Genomic DNA, 14,864 nt, shown 5'->3' with positions numbered 1-14,864 from the left:
AGAAGCTCTACAAGGGTGAGTCCAAGTGAGCGCGCCGGATCCGGGTTATCCGTACGAGGAGACCGACGACCTGCGCAGCGGCCCTGACCTGCACGCCGACCTGTTGCCGCTGCTGCCGCTGGTCGGCCGTTGGCGCGGCACTGGCAAGGGTGGCTACACCGGCATCGAGGACTTCGACTTCGCGCAGGAGGTGCGGTTCAGCCACGACGGCCGGCCGGTGCTCGCGTACGAGTCGCGGACCTGGATCATCGACTCGGACGGTCATCCGCTGCGGCCGTACAACCGCGAGTTCGGCTGGTGGCGGCCGCTGCAGAAGGACGAGGTCGAGCTGCTGCTGGTCGACCAGGAGGGCTACAGCGCTCTGCTGGTGGGCGAGGTGCAGGGCACGCGGTTCGAGATGTCGTCCGACGCGGTCCTGCGCAGCGCCTCGGCCAAGCAGGTCACCGGCGAGCACCGGCTCTACGGCATCGTCGAAGGCGACCTGCTCTATGCCGTCGACCAGGCCGCCGACGGCGAGCAGCTCCGGCCGTACATGTCCGGCCGCCTGGTCCGCCTCTAGCACTTGGCGGACCGCCCTTTCCGCGCATCTACTGCACAGAAAGGGGCGTTCCGAAAAATGGCGGTAGAAGTTACTGGCTGGTAACGTGGCGTCGAGACGGCGAGAGGGGCCCGCGGTGCCACGGCTGGAGCGCGACGGTGAGGTCTTCGTCCTCAACCTGGGGGACGGCGAGAACAGGTTTCATCCCGACTGGCTGGTGGCCGTCGACGAGGCGCTCGACGAGGTCGAGAAGGCCGACGGCCCGAAGGCGCTGGTGACGACCGCGACCGGCAAGTTTTACTCCAACGGCCTGGATCTGGACTGGATCGGCGCCAACTTCGACCGGATTGCCGACCATCTCGGCCGCGTACACGGACTTTTCGCGCGCCTGCTGGAGTTTCCGGTGCCGACCGTCGCCGCTCTGCAAGGTCACACCTTCGCAGCCGGAGCGATGATCGCGTTGGCGCACGACTTCCGCGTGATGCGCGCCGACCGCGGTTTCCTCTGCCTGCCGGAGGTCGACATCCAGATCCCGTTCACGCCGGGCATGAGCGCGCTGATCCAGGCCCGGCTGACCAAACAGACCGCGCACCGGGCGATGACCACCGGCCGGCGGTACGGCGGCACCGACGCGCTGGCGGCCGGCATCGTCGACGAGGTGGCCGGCGAAGGCGAGGTGCTGGCGAAGGCGCTGGAGCTGGCGCGGCCACTGGCGGCCAAGGCGGGTCCGACGCTCGGCGCGATCAAGGCGCAGATGTACGGCCCGACGCTCGCGACCCTACGCGAGAAAAACGTGGAGTTTCCTGGAAACAAGTAGAAACCCCCAGGCACTTCCGCCGCGACACGGGCGTGTCCGCGAGGCGGGCCGACTGGACTACGGTCGGCGCCTGGGGGTCCGGTGACTGTCCGATATTGCCGGCCGCCGTCATCAGCGGTCGGTCATCCGATCCTGCTTCGGACGGCGGCTAGCGGACAGCCACCTCACGAGTCCGATACTTATACAAGATTGGACCACCTCCTTTCCCGTGTACCGCAAACCTACGTCGCCGCGGCGCGGCCGGCAAGGAGTTTTTTCGTCAGGCGGACGACGGAAAACCGATGGCGGTGCCGAGCCGCGCGGTCAGCGTTTCGTCGTACGGCAGAGCCGCGCCGTCCAGCGTCCGGATGCCGGCCACGCCTCGTACACTCGACACCAGCCAGGCGCCGTCGCCGTCGACCAGCTCCTTCGGCGTGATCAGCGAGCGGCGCGTCGCGAAGCCGAGCTCCCCGGCCACGGCGAACAGGTGCCGCACCGACGTGCCGGCCAGGATGCCGGTTTCGTTGGGAGTGCTGCAAAGCGTGTCGCCGTCGCGCCACACCAGCGTCGACGTCGGACCTTCCAGCGCATAGCCGTCCGACGACGTCCACAGCACGTCGTCGGCACCGTTGGCCTCGGCCCAGCGCAGTGCCGCCATGTTCGTCGCGTACGACAGCGACTTCACGCCGCCGAGCAGCCACGGCGCCTGGCTCTTGACGTCGGTCGCGAAACCGGTCGTCGCGGTCAGCACGCGTACGCCCTCGCGGCGCAGTTTCAGGGATTTCGCGCCGATCGGGTCGACGGTCGCGAAAACCGTCGGCCCGTCGCCGTGGTCGACGCCGCGCGTGACAGTGATCCGCAGCGCGCCTTCGCAACCGGCCGGCCAGGCTTCCCTGCTGGCTTCCGCGGCGGCCGCGACGAGGTTTTCCAGCGCTGCCCGGCGCGGGATGGCGAGGTCCATCAGCTCGCCGGACCGCGCCATCCGGTCCAGGTGCGCGCCGGCCTCGATGACGACCCCGTCGCGTACGTGCATCGTCTCGAAGACGCCGTCTCCGCGCAGCACGCCAAGGTCGTCCGCCCTCAGCTGCGGAGCCGTCCGGTCGGCGGCCCGTACGTTGCCGGCGCCGTCCAGTGTCAGAAGAAGAGGCTGTGGCATCAGGTGAGCGTACGTCGGAGCCTTCGCCTGCCGGCCACTGGACATGCGTACCATGAGTGACATGGCCAAAGCGGACACCGCGCTGGTTGGGGCTCTGCGCGAGCGCGGCCTGCGGATGACGGCGCAACGGCAGCTGGTGCTGGACGCGGTGCGCGAGCTCGACCACGCGACCCCGGAGCAGATCCACGCCGAGGTGGCCGGCAAGGCCGCCGGTGTCAACATCACCACGATCTACCGCACGCTCGACCTGCTGTCCGAGCTCGGCCTGGTGACGCACACGCACCTGTCGCACGGCGCTCCGACGTACCATGCCGCCGGCGTCCATCCGCACCTGCACTTCGTCTGCCGCGACTGCGAGACGGTCACCGAGCTGCCGGTCGAGACGGTCCAGGAGCTGGCCGGCAAGCTGCGCGAGGAGCGCGGTTTCGACCTGGACGTGGAACATCTGGCGTTGTTCGGCCAGTGCGGTGACTGCCGCGGCCGGGCCTGATCGCGGCGGGTTTTCGCGGGTACGGTTGGGGTCGTGACCTCAGCACTGCTGGACCTGCCTGGAGCCGTCGCGGCCGAAGGTGTCGACGCCGGTGTCGCGGCGCACTACGGCGATCCATATCGCGAGCAACGCGTCCTGCTCGAACGCGCCGGCATCGTCGACCGCTCGCATCGCGGCGTGATCGCCGTGCCGGGTGCCGACCGGCTGACCTGGCTGCACAGCCTGACCACGCAGCACCTGGAGAGGCTGGCGCCGTGGCACGGCACCGAGGCGCTCGTCTTGTCGCCGCACGGCCACGTCGAGCACCACCTGGGGGTCCTCGACGACGGCTCGACGACGTGGCTGGACGTGGAGCCCGGCACGGCCGCCGCGCTGACCGCGTACCTGGACTCGATGCGTTTCATGCTGCGGGTGGATCCCAGCGACGTCACCGAAACGTGGGCCATCCTGACGATCGTCGGCGCCAAGCTGCCGGACTTCGTGCCGGACGACGCCGCCGCGTACGACGACGGCTGGGTCCGGCGTACGTCCCAGACGGCCGCCGATCTGCTGGTGCCGCGCGAGAAAATCGCCGCCACGGTGGGAAAACTCGGCCTGCCGGTGGCCGGCATCTGGGCGTACGAGGCGCTGCGGGTGGCCGAGCGGCGGCCGCGGCTCGGCCTGGAGACCGACCACCGCACGATCGTCCAGGAGCCGGGCTGGGTGCCCTCCGCCGTACACCTGGACAAGGGTTGCTATCGCGGCCAGGAGACCGTCGCGCGGGTGCACAACCTCGGCAAGCCGCCGCGCCGGCTGGTGCTGCTGCATCTGGACGGCATGGACGAGGAGCTGCCGGCGGCCGGCGACCCGGTGACGCTGGGGGACCGGCAGGTCGGTTTCGTCGGTACGGCCGCGCGGCACGTCGAGCTCGGCCAGATCGCGTTGGCGCTGGTCCGCCGGAACACGCCGGTCGACGCTCAGCTGACGATCGGCGAGCGCGCCGCCGCCATCGACCCCGACAGCGTCCCGGAGGAGGACAGGCCGCGCGTCGAACGTCCGCGCGGCCTGCGCGTCGGCCCCTCGCGAGGGTGACGTTTTCGGGCGTACGACCGTCAAAAGGTCACCTACCCGGCGGGTCTAGAGTCGGCACATGACGACGCACCGGCTCGATCTGGAAGACGCGACGCTGCGCGAATGGGACGCGACCGTGCTGCAGTCCGACGCGGAGAGCGGCATCGTGCTGGACCGGTCCGCGTTCTATCCCGGTGGCGGCGGCCAGCCACCCGACCACGGCACGCTGCTGTGGGGTGGCGTCGAGACGCGCATCGTCGGCACGCGTAAAGGCGACGAGTTCTATCTGCTGCCGGCCGAAGGTGACCCGCTGCCGCCCGCCGGCACCGCCGTACGCGGTGCGGTGCAGGACGAGCGGCGCAGCATGCTGATGCGTACGCACTCCGGCCTGCACGTGTTGTGTGGCGTCGTCTTCCGCGACTTCGGTGCGTTGGTGACCGGCGGCAACATGGAGCCGGGCACCGCGCGGATGGACTTCAACCTGCCCGAAGTCCCGCCTGGTTTCAAGGAAACCGTGGAGGCCGCGATCAACGCCGAGGTCGTCGCCGACCGGCGGATCGACGTGAAGGTGCTGCCGCGCGAGCAGGCCTTCGCGATCCCGGACATCATCCGTACGGCCACCAACCTGCTGCCGCCGGACCTGGCCGAAGTCCGGGTCGTCGACATCGTGGGGTTGGACGCGCAGGCCGACGGCGGTACGCACGTGGCGTCCACCAAGCAGATCGGCCGGCTGCAGGTCGCCAAGGTGGAGAACAAGGGCCGGGGCTTTCGTCGGCTGCGGGTGAAGGTTGTCGACTGAGTCGGTCAGTTAGCAGTCACATTTTGTTAGCATGCTGGAAACATGCAGGTCAGAGGGTGGTGTAGGTCCGGTGACGCGTCTCACCGAGCGAGCGCTAGCTGAGCGCTTGCAATTGCTAGCAGGGCTGCCTATGGTGAAGGCATGCCCGGATTGACCGGCCCACTGGGTGAGTTGGGGGAATACATCCGCGAACAGCGGGTGCGCGCGCAGATCTCACTCCGTCAGTTGGCCGCTCAGGCGGGTGTCAGCAACCCGTACCTCAGCCAGATCGAGCGCGGGTTGCGCAAGCCGAGCGCGGAGGTGCTGCAACAGATCGCGTCAGCACTGCGGATCTCGACGCCGATCATGTATCTGCGGGCCGGGCTGCTGGATGGTCGCGAGGAAAAGGGCGTCCACGAGGCGGTCACCGCCGATCCGGTGCTCACCGACCGGCAAAAACAAATACTGATCGAGGTCTACGAGTCCTTCGTACGCGCCAATTCCGCGGTGTCCACAGTGGACGATCCAGCGGTCGCGGAAGTGGTGGCCGACGCGGAGCAGAAGATCTCGCAAGAGTCCGAGAGCGCAACCGACCCGGCGGCACCAGCCGCTGCAGAGGAGACATCCCCATGACCACCAAGACCCGCACCACCACCGACCTGTTGACCGGTCCGCTCTACGCAGCCGCTGGCGTCACCGACATCGCCGTCGCCGAGCTGCGCAAGCTGCCCAAGCGCGCCAGCGAGCTGCAGAAGCGCTCGCAGGAGATCGCCGAGCGGGTGAAGCCGGAGGAGGTCCGCGGACAGCTGGCCAAGCAGCGCGAGCAGCTGACCAAGCAGTTCGAGGAGGCGCAGACCAAGGCCACCAAGGCCTACGACGAGCTGGTCACCCGCGGCCACAAGGTCGTCGAGTCGATCCGCAACCAGAAGGCGACCCAGGAGCTGGTCAACCGGGTGGAGAACACCGCACGGTCCGCCAAGGCCACCGCCACCACCGTCCGCCGTGGCGCCCAGCGCACCCAGACCAGCGCCAAGGCCACCACCACCTCGGCCAAGAAGACCGCCGCCGCGGCCGGCAAGGCCGTCCAGGACGGCGCCGACAAGGTCGGCTGAGTCAACGTCATCTCGTACGGCCCCGGGCTTTGCTCCGGGGCCGTACTAGTCTTAGTGCTATGCCACCGGTCGCTATTGACATCATCACCCCGGTCCAGACCGTGGTGATGTCGGTGCTGCTGCTGGCCGCCGCGATCACCGAGGTGATCGCGCTGGTGCACTCCATCACCCAACGCGCCGACGCGTACACGGCCGCCGGCAAGCTGACCAAGCAGGCCTGGGTCGGCATCAACCTGGCCTGCGTGCTGGTCACCATCGTGCTCGGCCTGTCGCCGGCCAACATCCTCGGCCTGATCGCGATCACCGCGGCGCTGGTCTATCTGGTGGACGTACGGCCGGCGCTGCGTGAGGTCACCGAGGGCGGCTCGTCCTCTTGGTGACGCTTCGCTATCGGCAGGGCGACATCACCCAGGAACACGTCGACGCGATCGTGAACGCCGCCAACTCCGGCCTGTCCGGCGGCGGCGGTGTCGATGGCGCGATCCATCGCGCCGGCGGACCGGCGATCATGGACGCCTGCCGCGAGCTGCGCCGTACGACCCATCGCGCCGGCCTGCAGACGGGCCAGGCGGTCGCCACCACGGCCGGCCGGCTGCCGGCTCGCTGGGTGATCCACACGGTCGGACCGGTCTATGCCGCCGGCCTCGACCAGTCGGACCTGCTCCGCTGCTGTTACACCACCTCGCTGGCCGTCGCCGACGAGCTCGGCGCGTCGAGCGTCGCCTTTCCGCTGGTGTCCGCCGGCGTCTACGGCTGGCCGATCGCCGACGCCGTTCAGCAGGCCGTCACGGCCATCTCAACCGCCACGACGGCCGTCACCGACGTGCGCCTCGTTCTCTTCGACGCGCGCGCGTACGCGGCCGCCTCCGCGCTCCTCGGCCCGGCCGCCGAGCTCTAGACCGCTTGGCCGCATGGCCACCATGCGTGCGTTGGGCGCACGCATGGTGGCCATGCGGCCATTCGACCGGGCACAGAGTTGCCGTCTCAACGCACTTGCATAGAGTTTGCAGGAGCAAGTGCCTACAGTTTCGAGGCGAGGAGCTTCCGCAGTGGCGACCTATCAGCTGCCCGACCTGCCGTACGACTACGGCGCGTTGGAGCCGCACATCAGCGGCGAGATCATGGAGTTGCACCACAGCAAGCACCACCAGGCGTATGTGAAAGGCACCAACGACGCGCTGGAGCAGATGGCCGAGGCGCGTGAGTCGGGCGCGATCGCCGGCACGGTCAACCTGCTGCAGAAAAACCTGGCCTTCAACCTGGCCGGCCACGTGAACCATTCGGTCTTCTGGCCGAACATGTCGCCTGACGGTGGTGACAAGCCGGACGGCGAGCTGGCCGCCGCGATCGACGAGCATTTCGGATCGTTCGACGGGTTCCGCGCGCACTTCACCGCCAGCGCGACCGGCATCCAGGGCTCCGGCTGGGCCATCCTGGCCTGGGACAGCCTCGGCCAGAAGCTGATCATCTGCCAGCTGTACGACCACCAGGGAAACCTGCCGGCCGGCATCGCGCCGCTGCTGATGCTCGACATGTGGGAGCACGCGTTCTATCTGCAATATCGCAACGTCAAGGCCGACTATGTGAAGGCCTGGTGGAACATCGTCAACTGGCAGGACGTCACCGACCGCTTCACCGCGGCGCGGGGCGTCAGGCTCGGATAGCTGTCGACAACGGCCGGCCGCGCGGATTTTCCTTCCGCCGGCCGGCTTTTTGCTGGTCAGCGTCCTCTGTGGACGATGTCGTACGTCCGATTAGACACATTCATTACGCTTACCCCTTGTGGACGCTTATGAGGTGATGTTAACTTTTGCCCTGGCGTCACAGTACGTCAAAAGTTAGACACTGCGGGTAGATGCGATGCCGGGACTTTCCTCCCGTCGGGGGCTCGGCCCGCCGTGAGTCGTCCGCCGGCGACGCGCGATGTGGGGTTTCGCGCGTACTGGCGGACGGCGCGGACCTTCGGCGCGGCGCGGCAGCGTCGTACGCACGAGTCCACGTGGCCACCGTCGTCCACGGTCCTGTCCCTCCAGCTAGATCGGAGCACCATGAACGTATGGGTACGCAGGTCTGTCCAGACCGCGTTGCTCGCCGGTGGACTGGTGGCGATGTCCGCCACGTCCGCCTTCGCCGCAGGCCCGAACACCGGGGGCGTGACCGACGGGTCGCACAGCATCCTCGGTGGTAACCAGGTGATCGCCGCAGTCAACGCGCCGGTCGAGGTCACCAACAACGCGGTCGCCGGGCTCGGCCACGCGATCGTCGCACCGGCCAGGCACGGCGGCAGCGGCAGCGGCAGTGGCGGCCACGCCGACGGACCCAACACTGGCGGCGTCACCGACGGCTCGCACAGCATCGGCGGCGGCAACCAGGCCATTGGCTCGCTCAACTCGCCGATCAACGTGTCGAACAACGCGGTCGCCGGCCTCGGCACCGCCATCGTCGGCAAGAAGCCGGCCGTCAAGGCTCCGAAGGCCGTCAGCAAGGACGGCCCGAACACCGGTGGCGTCACCGACGGCACCGGCAGCATCGGCGGCGGCAACCAGGTGATCGCCGGCGTCAACATGCCGGTGAACGTGTCCAACAACGCGATCGGCGTGCTCGGGCACGCGTTCGTACCGGCTGGTACGTCCAAGCCGGCCAGCGGCGGCCAGAACGTCGGTGGCGTCACCGACGGTTCGCACAGCATCCTGGGCGGCAACCAGGTGATCGCCGGCGTCAACGCGCCGATCAACGTGTCGAACAACGCGATCGCGATCGGCGGCATCGCCGGCGTGCTCGGTCACTGATCCGGCACTCCTGAAGAGCCCGGCCTCACCTCACGGTGGCGCCGGGCTCTTTGCCGCAACGAGTCGTCACGGCGACATCAGCCGGTACGCAGGGCCTCGACCAGGTGACCTTCGCCGCTGATCTCCAGTACGTCGATCGGGATGCGGCCCCACAGCGCCAGCAGCAGGTCGCTGGCGGTCCCCTTCGCCGCCGCCTGCGCGCCGGGACCGGGGTCGAGCACGGTGTTGGTGTCCAGCACGCTGAAGGCCGTGCCGCGTACGCGCAGGACCCATCGGTCCTGGGTGTCCGAGGCGTTCAGCCGTACGACACCTTCCGCGTCGTCGGGGCCCTTGCGGCGGCCGGCCGGGAGGAAGGTGTCGAAGACCTCGGCGATGCCGTCGACGGCCAGCCGTGGCTCGATCGGATGCGGAATGCCGACAGCGGCCTGCGCGTCCCACCGGTGTACGGCCGTCTCCAGCGCCATCCGGCGAAACCAGAAGGCGGCCAGTTTCGGCGTCGTGCCCCAGTTCCAGGCCGGCAGGCCGGGGTCGAGGTTCTCCAGCGCGGCGACCACCGCGGCCAGCTGTTCGTCGAAGAAGTCGAGGACGGCCGGGCCGTCCGGCGGCGTGACGCGCGCGTTCTCCGGCCGGCTGGTGGTGCCGCGGACGAAGTGCGTGCGCTGGAACTGGTAGACGACGCCGAGGTGGCCGACCAGCGTGGCGACGGTCCAGTCCGGGCAGGACGGCACCGGCGCGTCCAGCTCGTCCGGAGTGACCGCCGCGCGCAGGACCGAGCCCTCGGTCCGCACCGCCGCCAGCCAGAACCGCTGGTCGGCGTTCAGCTCGGTCATCGACTGCCTCCAGGAGATCCGTTACCCGCTGCCGGCACGTTACCGCGTATGGTTTTCAGGCGTGCGTACAGCTTCCCAGGCTCCGTTGAACGGCCTCACGACACTCCGGCTCGGTGGCCCGGCCCGGACGTTGGTCGAGGTCGCCAGTGCGGCCGAGGCGGTCGAGGCGGTCCGGTCCGCGGCGCCGCCGGTGCTGATCCTTGCCGGCGGCAGCAACGTCGTGCTGCCGGACGCCGGGTTCGCCGGCACGGTCGTCCTGCTCCGGTCAGCCGGCCGGCGGGTCGACGACGACGGCGACGAGGTCGCGGTGACGGTCGAGGCCGGTGCGGGGTGGGACGACCTGGTCGCCTGGACGGTCGCCGAGGGCCTGTCCGGCATCGAGTGCCTGTCCGGCATCCCCGGATCGGTCGGCGCGACGCCGGTGCAGAACGTCGGCGCGTACGGCCAGGAGGTCGCCGACACGATCACCGCGGTCCGCGCGTACGACCGGCAGACCGGTGAGGAACGCGTGCTGTCGCCGGCCGACTGCCGCTTCACCTACCGGCACAGTGTTTTCAAGGGTGTCGACCGCTGGCTGGTGCTCGACGTGACTTTTCGGTTGCGTCGCGCGAAAGAGTCGGCGCCGCTGCGGTTCGGCGAGCTGACCCGCCGGCTGGCCGTCGAGCCCGGTGGCACGGCACCGCTGGACGACGTACGCCAGGCCGTGCTGACCTTGCGCGCCGGCAAGGGCATGGTGCTGGATCCGGCCGACCACGACACCTGGAGCGTCGGCTCGTTTTTCACCAATCCGGTCATCGACGTGCCGGCGTACGAACAGATAGCGCGCCGCTGCGATGCCGAACCGCCGCGTTTCGACGCCGGTGAGGGACTGGTCAAGACCTCCGCTGCCTGGCTGATCGAGCGAGCCGGTTTTTCGCGTGGTTACGGTAAAGACGGCGTGTCGCTGTCCACAAAGCACACTCTGGCGCTGACCAACCGCGGTGACGGCACGACCGCCGCGCTGCTCGCGCTCGCCCGTGAGGTCCGTGACGGCGTACGCGACGCGTTTGGCGTGACGCTGGTCAACGAGCCGATAATCGTGGGGGACTCGCTGTAGTCCGCGGCTACCATGGCCGCCATGCGTTCCTTCGTGAATCCAGCCAAGGTCAAACCGGGTGACGGCATCAGCGTCATTTCGCCGTCCAGCGGCCTGCCGGCGATCTTTCCGCTGCCGCACGAGTTGGGGCTCAAGCGGCTCGCGAGGGATTTCGACCTTACGCCGGTGGAATATCCGACGACCAGGATCATGGGGGCCGCGCCGGCCGACCGAGCCGCCGACATTCACGCCGCTTTCACCGACGAACGTACGTCCGCCGTCATCGCGACAATCGGTGGCTCCGACCAGCTGAAAGTGTTGCGGCACCTGGACATCGACCTGATCCGCGCTCACCCCAAGCCGTTTTTCGGGCTGAGCGACAACACCAACCTGATCAACTTTCTGTGGACCGCGGGCATTGTCTCCTTCCACGGCGCGACGGTGATGACCGCGCTCGGCCGTGGCGGCGCCATGCACTCGCTCACCGAGCTGTCGTTGCGCGCCGCCCTGTTTTCCGCCGGCACCTACGAGTTGACCGCCTCGACCGACTATCGCGACGTCGATTTCGACTGGAGAGACCCGAAAAACCTGCAGACCGAGCCGCCGATGGCGGCGTCGGAGGGCTGGCGCTGGCACGGTCCGAGCCGCAAGATCAGCGGTGTGCTGTGGGGTGGCAACCTGGAGATCCTGTTCTGGAACCTGGCCGCCGACCGGATCCTGGACAACGAGGCATACGCCGGCTGCGTGTTTTATCTGGAGACGTCGGAGGAAATGCCGTCAGCTCTCGAGGTTGAGCGGATGCTGATGTGTTTCGGTGAGCGCGGTTTACTGCGGCAGTTTTCCGCGATCCTCGTGGGCAGGCCGAAAGCCTGGTCGCTGGAGCGGCAGAACAGCCTCGAGGAGAAGGCGGCGTACGTCGCTGAACAGGAGGCCACCGTGCTGGCCGCCGTGGCGGAGTACGAGCTGGACGTGCCGGTGGTGACCGGCCTGGACATCGGCCACACCGACCCGGTGCTCACTCTTCCCAACGGCGGCCTGGTCACCGTCGACGCCGTCGAGCAGCGGATTTTCGTGGAATACTAAGAGGTCGCGCAAATAGGGCTGCGTTTGCCGGATCGTGTTGGGTTGTGGAGCAGGTCCGCGCTGGGTGACGATCAGGTGAAGGCGTTTGTGCGGCAGGCGTGCCAGGCGCATCTGCGGTCGTACGCGGAATTGGGTCGCGGCGGTGGCGGCGTTGGAAAACCGTGGCATCGCCGCCGCGGACGGGTTTCCGGTGCGGCCGGCCACCGCGGCCGCGGTGGCTGACGGCGCGGTCAGTCCCGGTCACGTACGGGAAATCATCGCGGCGATGTCGGTCGTGCCGGTGGAGTGGCCCGACCGGGACGGCATCGAAGCCTCACTGGCGACGCTGGCGCGGTCGGCTCACCCCGAGGACGTCAAAAGAGCTGGGGAAAGTGATCGCGGACCGGGTCGAGCAGGAAACCCACCACCAGACAAGGATGATGGGGAGCGGTTGGCCGAGCCGGACCGGCGGCTGCGGATCACCGAACTCGTGCATCACGGCGTGACCTGCACCGGGATGCTGCACATCATGTGACACCGTGGGAGTTCGGCGGGGAAACCACGCTGCACAACATGGTGCTGCTGTGCCTTGCTCACCACCAAATCCTGCACCACAGCCAATGGTCAATCCAGATGCTCGACGGCGTACCGCATTTCGTGCCACCCGCCTACATCGACCCGACACAGACACCCATCCGCCACACCCGCTATTCAATGCGCTGCCAAGAGCCCGTGAAAATAGGTCGCCGTTTGTGGTGCGGTGTGTCGTTGAGAGGCCGTGAGCACGAGTCTGCCGGTCATGAAGTTGTTGACACTTCGTGATCAATGGACCACCCGTGCCACGCCCCGCCATCATGGCTGATGGATCCGTTGTTCGACCAGTTCGCCGCGCAGTTGCCTGTCCGCGAGGTGTGTGACTCGGGTCGTCCGCTGCGGTGTCATCGTCGTCGGATCAGTGATCGGGTCGTGTTCGACAAGCTGGTCCAGGTGACGCGGTTCGGCTGCCCGTACGAGGGAATCGCCGATACCATCTGTTCGGCCACCACGAGCGACAACCGCTGTGACGAGTGGGTCAAGCTGGGGATTTTCGCGGAGCTCAAGCGCATCGCGCTGGATGCCGTCGACCGTATTGTGGGCCTGGTCTTGGAAGAGAGCTCCGCGGATGGGTGCATCACCAAGGCTCCCGGTGGAGGCGAGGTCGCCGGCCCGTCCCCGGTCGACCGGCGCAAAGGCGGCATGAAACGGTCGCTGATGGTCGAGGGCTACGGCATCCCGTCGGACCGCGCGCGTGCCGGCGCACACCACCACGACTCTCCACTTTGGTCCCCATCCAGGCCGGGCAGCGCTGGCACATCGAACGAACAAACGCCTGGCACAACGCCTTCAACCGACTCCAGCGTTGCTACGAACGCCACAAGATCGTCATCGACGCGTTCTTCGACCTCATCGACGCCATCATCACCATCCGCAACCTCATCCGACGAGCCTGGACCACCCACCGCTGGGACAACCGACCCAAACGCCCATAACCAGACACCTATTTGCGCGACCACTAAGTAGTTTTCAGTGCGTCGTAGGCCACGGTCAGCTCGCCCCGGCGCCAGCGGTCCGGCCGGTCGAGCACCGGCCAGCCGGTCGCGAGGCGCTGGCAGGCGGCGACCCAGCGCTGCCGGGCGCCGTAGGTCGCCATCGGCGCGGACGCCTGCCACGCGGCGTCGAAGTCGGCGATCAGCGCGTGGATCGGCTGGCCGGGAATGTTGCGATGGATCAACGCTTTCGGCAGCCGCTCGGCCAATGTCGCCGGATGGTCCACAGTGGACAGTCGAGCGGCCAGTGTGAGCGTACGCGGACCGGTCGCGTCCAGCGTGACCCAGCAGCCGATCCGGCCGAGCTCGTCGCAGGTCCCCTCGACCAGCAGGCCGCCGGGCGCCAGCTGCCCCAACATCTGTTGCCACGCCTGAAAAGCGGCCTCCTCCGGATATTGCCGCAATACGTTCAAAGCGCGGATCACCGTGGCGCGCAGTCCGGCACATTCGAAGCCACCACGGCGAAACTCCAGCCACGGCGGATCGGCTGACGGCTGCGCGGCCGCGACACGTTCCGGGTCGATTTCCAGGCCGACCACGCGTATGCCGGCGCGTACGCCACGCAGCCGTGTCGCCAACTCGACCGTCGTCACCGGAGCCGAGCCATAGCCGAGGTCGACGACCAGCGGATTTTCCGCCCTACGCAACAGGTTTCCGTGCGTCGCGAGCAGCCAGCGGTCGACCCGCCGGAGCCTATTTGGGGCCGTGGTGCCGCGGGTCGGCACGCCGAGCGCACGCGCGCGGCCGGCCGCCAGCCGCGGCACTTTGGCCACTATTTGACCCGGTGGACCTTGTGCTGCGCGGCCTGCGCGAGCGGCCGCACGACCATCAGGTCGATGTCGACGTGCGGCGGCCGCGTGACGGTCCAGGTGATGCAGTCGGCGATGTCCTCCGCGGTCAGCGGCTCGGCGACGCCCTCATAGACCTTGTCGGCGGCCTCCTGCGAGCCGAGCCGATTGACCGCGAACTCGTCCGTACGCACCATCCCCGGCGCGATCTCCGACACCCGGATCGGCCGGCCGCACAGCTCCAGCCGCAACGTCTCGGCCACCGCCGTCGCGCCGTGCTTGGCCGCCGTGTAGCCGCCGCCACCTTCATAGACGATGTGGCCGGCGGTCGACGACACGACCACGATGTGGCCGGCGCCGGAGGCCTCAAGCTGCGGCAGCAACGCCTTCGTGACGCGTACGACGCCGATCACGTTGACGTCGTACATCCATTGCCAGTCCTCGATTTTCGCCTTCTCCACCGGATCGGCACCGTGCGCGCCGCCGGCATTGTTGACCAGCACATGCACGCTCTCGCCGAGCCGCTCCGCGGTCCGTCGTACGACCTCGGCGAACGCGTCGACACTGGCCTGGTCGGTCACGTCCAGGCCGACCGCCGTGCCCCCGGTCTGCGCCGCCAGCTTCTCCAACCGGTCGAGCCGCCGCGCTCCGAGCACGACGTGATAGCCAGCCTCCGCCAGCTGCCGTGCGGTCGCCGCACCAATCCCACTGCTCGCGCCAGTCACTACGGCAATGTGCACAGTCGCCTCCCATCTCGTCGCCTCTATCTAACCTCCCGCCATTGCTCGGAGCCCTCTCAGAGACTGTTGGGGAA

At 68.3% G+C, this 14,864-nt stretch carries 19 protein-coding genes and 1 pseudogene; 16 read left to right on the top strand and 4 right to left on the bottom strand.

Going from position 1 to position 14,864, the window contains the following annotated elements:
- Positions 1 to 25 precede the first annotated feature (25 nt).
- Both GNX95_RS35050 and GNX95_RS35045 read left to right on the top strand, forming a co-directional pair.
- Positions 26 to 559 (top strand): heme-binding beta-barrel domain-containing protein, encoded by a 534-nt coding sequence (locus tag GNX95_RS35050; RefSeq protein WP_163511914.1) that lies wholly within the window; start codon positions 26 to 28, stop codon positions 557 to 559.
- Positions 560 to 674: 115 nt separating this feature from the next.
- Positions 675 to 1,355: an enoyl-CoA hydratase-related protein gene (locus tag GNX95_RS35045; protein ID WP_163511913.1), complete on the top strand. Its 681-nt coding sequence runs from the start codon at positions 675 to 677 to the stop codon at positions 1,353 to 1,355.
- A 259-nt stretch (positions 1,356 to 1,614) separates the two neighbouring features.
- Here the strand turns inward: GNX95_RS35045 and GNX95_RS35040 are convergent, their stop codons facing one another.
- Positions 1,615 to 2,490, bottom strand: coding sequence for an aminotransferase class IV (locus tag GNX95_RS35040; RefSeq protein ID WP_163511912.1), 876 nt, complete (start codon positions 2,488 to 2,490; stop codon positions 1,615 to 1,617).
- A gap of 61 nt (positions 2,491 to 2,551) precedes the next feature.
- Here GNX95_RS35040 and GNX95_RS35035 point away from each other — a divergent pair, with 61 nt between their 5' ends.
- The 9 genes from GNX95_RS35035 to GNX95_RS34995 all read left to right on the top strand — a co-directional run bounded on the left by GNX95_RS35035 (position 2,552) and on the right by GNX95_RS34995 (position 8,709).
- Positions 2,552 to 2,980, top strand: a complete 429-nt coding sequence (locus GNX95_RS35035) for a Fur family transcriptional regulator (RefSeq protein WP_163511911.1) — start codon at positions 2,552 to 2,554, stop codon at positions 2,978 to 2,980.
- Between the two features lie 33 nt (positions 2,981 to 3,013).
- Positions 3,014 to 4,051: a CAF17-like 4Fe-4S cluster assembly/insertion protein YgfZ gene (ygfZ, locus tag GNX95_RS35030; RefSeq protein ID WP_222854145.1), complete on the top strand. Its 1,038-nt coding sequence runs from the start codon at positions 3,014 to 3,016 to the stop codon at positions 4,049 to 4,051.
- A 58-nt stretch (positions 4,052 to 4,109) separates the two neighbouring features.
- Entirely contained in the window at positions 4,110 to 4,829 is a 720-nt protein-coding gene (locus tag GNX95_RS35025; protein WP_163511910.1) for an alanyl-tRNA editing protein, read from the top strand.
- Positions 4,830 to 4,970: 141 nt separating this feature from the next.
- Entirely contained in the window at positions 4,971 to 5,441 is a 471-nt protein-coding gene (locus GNX95_RS35020) for a helix-turn-helix domain-containing protein (protein ID WP_163511909.1), read from the top strand.
- The gene (locus GNX95_RS35015) at positions 5,438 to 5,920 is read left to right on the top strand and encodes a hypothetical protein (RefSeq protein WP_163511908.1); all 483 of its coding nucleotides are present in this window, start codon (positions 5,438 to 5,440) and stop codon (positions 5,918 to 5,920) included. Before GNX95_RS35020 ends, GNX95_RS35015 begins: the two co-directional genes overlap by 4 nt.
- A 59-nt stretch (positions 5,921 to 5,979) precedes the next feature.
- Positions 5,980 to 6,300, top strand: coding sequence for a DUF2516 family protein (locus GNX95_RS35010; protein WP_163511907.1), 321 nt, complete (start codon positions 5,980 to 5,982; stop codon positions 6,298 to 6,300).
- Positions 6,294 to 6,818 carry an O-acetyl-ADP-ribose deacetylase gene (locus GNX95_RS35005; RefSeq protein WP_163511906.1) on the top strand — a complete coding sequence of 175 codons (525 nt, stop codon included), beginning with the start codon at positions 6,294 to 6,296 and terminating at the stop codon, positions 6,816 to 6,818. Before GNX95_RS35010 ends, GNX95_RS35005 begins: the two co-directional genes overlap by 7 nt.
- A 151-nt stretch (positions 6,819 to 6,969) precedes the next feature.
- Positions 6,970 to 7,584: a superoxide dismutase gene (locus GNX95_RS35000; RefSeq protein WP_163511905.1), complete on the top strand. Its 615-nt coding sequence runs from the start codon at positions 6,970 to 6,972 to the stop codon at positions 7,582 to 7,584.
- Positions 7,585 to 7,968: 384 nt separating this feature from the next.
- A complete protein-coding gene (locus GNX95_RS34995; RefSeq protein WP_163511904.1) occupies positions 7,969 to 8,709 on the top strand; it encodes a hypothetical protein in 741 nt (246 codons plus the stop codon).
- A 77-nt stretch (positions 8,710 to 8,786) separates the two neighbouring features.
- On the opposite strand, the gene GNX95_RS34990 is transcribed toward GNX95_RS34995, so the two are convergent.
- The gene (locus GNX95_RS34990) at positions 8,787 to 9,539 is read right to left on the bottom strand and encodes a maleylpyruvate isomerase family mycothiol-dependent enzyme (protein ID WP_163511903.1); all 753 of its coding nucleotides are present in this window, start codon (positions 9,537 to 9,539) and stop codon (positions 8,787 to 8,789) included.
- Positions 9,540 to 9,567: 28 nt separating this feature from the next.
- Here GNX95_RS34990 and GNX95_RS34985 point away from each other — a divergent pair, with 28 nt between their 5' ends.
- The 5 genes and pseudogenes from GNX95_RS34985 (at position 9,568) to GNX95_RS34965 (ending at position 13,205) form a co-directional block, all read left to right on the top strand.
- Positions 9,568 to 10,635, top strand: coding sequence for a UDP-N-acetylmuramate dehydrogenase (locus GNX95_RS34985; protein WP_425483933.1), 1,068 nt, complete (start codon positions 9,568 to 9,570; stop codon positions 10,633 to 10,635).
- Between the two features lie 21 nt (positions 10,636 to 10,656).
- Positions 10,657 to 11,697 carry a S66 family peptidase gene (locus GNX95_RS34980; protein WP_163511901.1) on the top strand — a complete coding sequence of 347 codons (1,041 nt, stop codon included), beginning with the start codon at positions 10,657 to 10,659 and terminating at the stop codon, positions 11,695 to 11,697.
- A 142-nt stretch (positions 11,698 to 11,839) separates the two neighbouring features.
- The gene (locus GNX95_RS34975) at positions 11,840 to 12,211 is read left to right on the top strand and encodes a DUF222 domain-containing protein (protein ID WP_163511900.1); all 372 of its coding nucleotides are present in this window, start codon (positions 11,840 to 11,842) and stop codon (positions 12,209 to 12,211) included.
- Entirely contained in the window at positions 12,208 to 12,498 is a 291-nt protein-coding gene (locus GNX95_RS34970) for a hypothetical protein (protein ID WP_163511899.1), read from the top strand. Before GNX95_RS34975 ends, GNX95_RS34970 begins: the two co-directional genes overlap by 4 nt.
- 3 nt (positions 12,499 to 12,501) lie before the next feature.
- A pseudogene (locus GNX95_RS34965) lies at positions 12,502 to 13,205 on the top strand (transposase family protein).
- A 23-nt stretch (positions 13,206 to 13,228) separates the two neighbouring features.
- Here GNX95_RS34965 and GNX95_RS34960 read toward each other — a convergent pair.
- Entirely contained in the window at positions 13,229 to 14,035 is an 807-nt protein-coding gene (locus GNX95_RS34960) for a class I SAM-dependent methyltransferase (RefSeq protein ID WP_163511898.1), read from the bottom strand.
- Positions 14,035 to 14,784 (bottom strand): SDR family oxidoreductase, encoded by a 750-nt coding sequence (locus GNX95_RS34955; RefSeq protein WP_246281889.1) that lies wholly within the window; start codon positions 14,782 to 14,784, stop codon positions 14,035 to 14,037. Before GNX95_RS34955 ends, GNX95_RS34960 begins: the two co-directional genes overlap by 1 nt.
- Positions 14,785 to 14,864: the final 80 nt, after the last annotated feature.

The sequence above is a fragment of the Fodinicola acaciae genome (genome assembly GCF_010993745.1).
Lineage (GTDB): Bacteria > Actinomycetota > Actinomycetes > Mycobacteriales > HKI-0501 > Fodinicola > Fodinicola acaciae.
Note: the sequence above shows the minus strand (reverse complement) of the source record. Positions and strands in the feature narration are given on the sequence as shown.